The following is a 2,927-nucleotide window of genomic DNA, read 5'->3' on the forward strand; positions in this document are numbered from 1 at the left end:
GTTGGGTGGCAATAATCCGTATGGGTATGTGCATAACCCGCTGGGGTGGGTGGATCCATACGGGTTAGCTGCATGCCCAATTGCAAAATTGAAAGAAAAAGGATTCACTGGAGTAGAACCCACAAAGAATGGAGGTCTAGATTACTCCGCTAGTAACGCCTTGTATTCAAAGAACGGAGTAAATCCAATACAAAAAATTGAATATACAGGTGATTATCATAAAGATTTCGAGCAAGCTAGTATGGCGGCTTTAGGGCAAAAATCAACTCCTAAAGGTTATGTTTGGCACCACTTGGATGATTATAATTCAGCAACAAATACGGGCACTATGCAATTGGTTCAACAGAAGGCTCACAGCGGAATCCCACATGTTGGTGGAGTTAGTCAATATAAAGCACATACTGGCATAAGTTATATATTTAAAACATGGTGACATTATGAGTGAACTTAATTTTATTGATTTCTTATCGCCGGCGACCGATGATGAAATAGCTAATTTGGAAAGTGCTATCGGTTCAACGTTGCCAGATGAAATGAAACATATTTATTATAAATATAATGGTGGCCAGCCTCAGCCATCATTTGTACATGATGAGAAAAATCTTTATCCAATCAATTCATTTTTCTCTATATCTGAAATTATTGAATCATTTAATGATTTTGAAGATGAATCATTGCCAGATGGTTTCAATAAGCATGAAATGTTACCTTTTGCCTATGATCCTGGCTCTGGTATCTATTCAATCTCTTTGAGGAAAGTTGATTTTGGTAAGGTATATTTTTATGTCTTACATGAGGGAGCTGAAATATTTGGTGTGTGGGATTCATTTAAGTCATTTATTAAATCAATAGTTAATGATCCTGACTCATAATTAATAAAAGCTTGGCGGATCCTCTTTATATCTTCCAAGCTATTTTTATCTGTTGCTACGCCCATATATTACCTTGTTGTACCCAAATCACTACCTTGCTGGACATTACGCTGGAGACCGCACTGCATCAGTCAGTCTTCCGCCAGATACAGCTCACCGTTATCCCGTATCCAGGCCATATCGATATGGGGATGAGTGCTCACCTCCAATAATAACTGCTCAATCTCTGCCTCATTAGAAACTAACATTATTACCAGCCCATCCTGATACGATTCTGTTTTAAATATTTTACCTGTGATAAACCCTGCCTTGATAATATTTTAAGTTCACCCGTTTTAGTACCCCACACTTTTCGAGTTTCCAGCGTGAAAATTCAGCCGTAGGTATTCTTCCAGAGTCAGGTTATTCAGGAGCTAATATGGACGCTCAAAGTTATATTCGCTCAGACATTTCTCTGTGATGTCCCATACTCCATTCAACGTCTTGAACAGATAAACATCCAGTATCTCTGTCTGATATATCCGGTTGAGGTATTCAATAAAAGCGTTTGCGTTGACTTCCTTGGTTTAAGGAACTCCGCTCTGAGGGCGCTATAGCTATGATGCTTTTGGGTAGTCTATCTGGCAATTAAATTTAGGGAGTAGTTCGTTAGCAGTTTTAGAGAGTAATAACCTTCCCACTACCTCTCCTACATCCGCAAAATTATATTGTTTATTTATCCTAATACAACCTTCCTTATAAACAGGAAGGTTGTTTGAGTGTTAAATAGATTACACGAAAATTTCTAAATTGCCAGAAGCTTGCAAATGGCTAGTGTTTAGCGGTGCTAGCTCTTTCTTACTATGCGATGGAACCTCCGGTAGTTTACGATTTTGGATTCGACTATGATGATTAATAATTGCAGCTAGGAAGTTTTCAATAATTTTCGTTTGTGCACCTATTTCTTTCATTTCTTTTATTTGCTCACCTTTCCCAGGTTCCAACGTTGCTATGCGTGGTGCTAATACCATAGCTATATTTTGTGCGTCCATCTTGTTTATTTCTTTGTTTTTATCAATGTTTATTAACAGAGGCATCAGTTTCTGCAACGATAATGGCAGTTTAATTATTGATGGGAGACGATAATTATCTTCAGCTATTCTGTTTTCATGATTTATTGAAAAATTACAAATTCTACTTTTTTCCAAGTCAGTTAATGCCAAACCAAACTGATTTTTAATTAGTCCAAAAATATCATGATGGCTATCATTTTTCATTAGAATATTTTTTATTTCTTGATCACTACCTTCATTCATGACCTTGGCAATGCTTTCTATGTCTTTATTGTTTCCAGGTACTCTTAATATTCCTTTCTCTTGTAACCATTCGGGTTTGCTATTGATTTTATCACTAAGCATTATAATGTTGTTAATGGCTCTGAGTTGTGATGGTTTAAACTCCCCTATAGCTGTCATGGATATCTTGCTTAATGCTAATTTATCAGAATTTTCTTGTGCTTTGATAAGTAATTCATTGCCACTATTCTTTATCTCTTCGCGTAACTTAATCTCTGATTTTAATGATGTAATCGATTCTTTCTTTTGTATTTCTGTTTTATTTTTTTCGATAATTTTAGCTTGCTCGTTGTATTTATCTAAGGATTTACTCAGCTTAGATATTTCTTTAGTGAAATCACGATCTTTAGCTGTGGTGTTATGACTGGTGATGCTCATTTAATTTTTTTGCGACTAAATTCCAATCATTTGGGCTATTTATAATGTCCGTTTTATTGCGGAGTTTTATTTCTCCATAAGTGTTGCATTCAATTATATTGCGTTTGTAAGCGTGCTCCTTAAGTATATTCTCAACTTTGTCTATTTTATTTTTTAGGTGTGCTTCTGCTTTCGTGCATTCAGCAATCGTGGGGTTACTCTTCTTAGCAAATAGACTGAAACTGTCCACTGGTTTAAAAAAATTAATCAACATAGTGTGGCCTCTCTGGGAGATGTAAAAACTAGAGTCTGTCATTCAGTCAGAATGCGTGCTTTCACTTTTCGAGGTGCTGGGCTTATTTAT

The 2,927-nt window shown here is 36.2% G+C and carries 3 protein-coding genes and 1 pseudogene; 2 read left to right on the top strand and 2 right to left on the bottom strand.

Annotated elements, in window-relative coordinates; genetic code table 11:
• Both YALDO0001_RS19140 and YALDO0001_RS19145 read left to right on the top strand, forming a co-directional pair.
• On the top strand, positions 1 to 433 hold a 433-nt coding region (locus YALDO0001_RS19140), incomplete at its 5' end, for an HNH endonuclease (RefSeq protein ID WP_042840623.1).
• Positions 434 to 437: 4 nt separating this feature from the next.
• Positions 438 to 872: an SMI1/KNR4 family protein gene (locus tag YALDO0001_RS19145; protein ID WP_004705601.1), complete on the top strand. Its 435-nt coding sequence runs from the start codon at positions 438 to 440 to the stop codon at positions 870 to 872.
• A 335-nt stretch (positions 873 to 1,207) separates the two neighbouring features.
• Here the strand turns inward: YALDO0001_RS19145 and YALDO0001_RS22095 are convergent.
• Together YALDO0001_RS22095 and YALDO0001_RS19150 are read right to left on the bottom strand one after the other, a co-directional pair.
• A pseudogene (locus tag YALDO0001_RS22095) lies at positions 1,208 to 1,440 on the bottom strand (integrase core domain-containing protein); the annotation flags it as partial.
• A gap of 202 nt (positions 1,441 to 1,642) precedes the next feature.
• Entirely contained in the window at positions 1,643 to 2,584 is a 942-nt protein-coding gene (locus YALDO0001_RS19150; protein ID WP_004705603.1) for a RhoGAP domain-containing protein, read from the bottom strand.
• Positions 2,585 to 2,927 lie beyond the last annotated feature (343 nt).

The sequence above is a fragment of the Yersinia aldovae ATCC 35236 genome (assembly GCF_000173735.1).
Lineage (GTDB): Bacteria > Pseudomonadota > Gammaproteobacteria > Enterobacterales > Enterobacteriaceae > Yersinia > Yersinia aldovae.

What these genes read in the sequence shown, in the direction of transcription:
- YALDO0001_RS19145 (WP_004705601.1), top strand. Translation starts at nt 438, where the DNA reads ATGAGTGAACTTAATTTTATTGATTTCTTATCGCCGGCGACCGATGAT.
- YALDO0001_RS19150 (WP_004705603.1), bottom strand. Translation starts at nt 2,584, where the DNA reads ATGAGCATCACCAGTCATAACACCACAGCTAAAGATCGTGATTTCACT.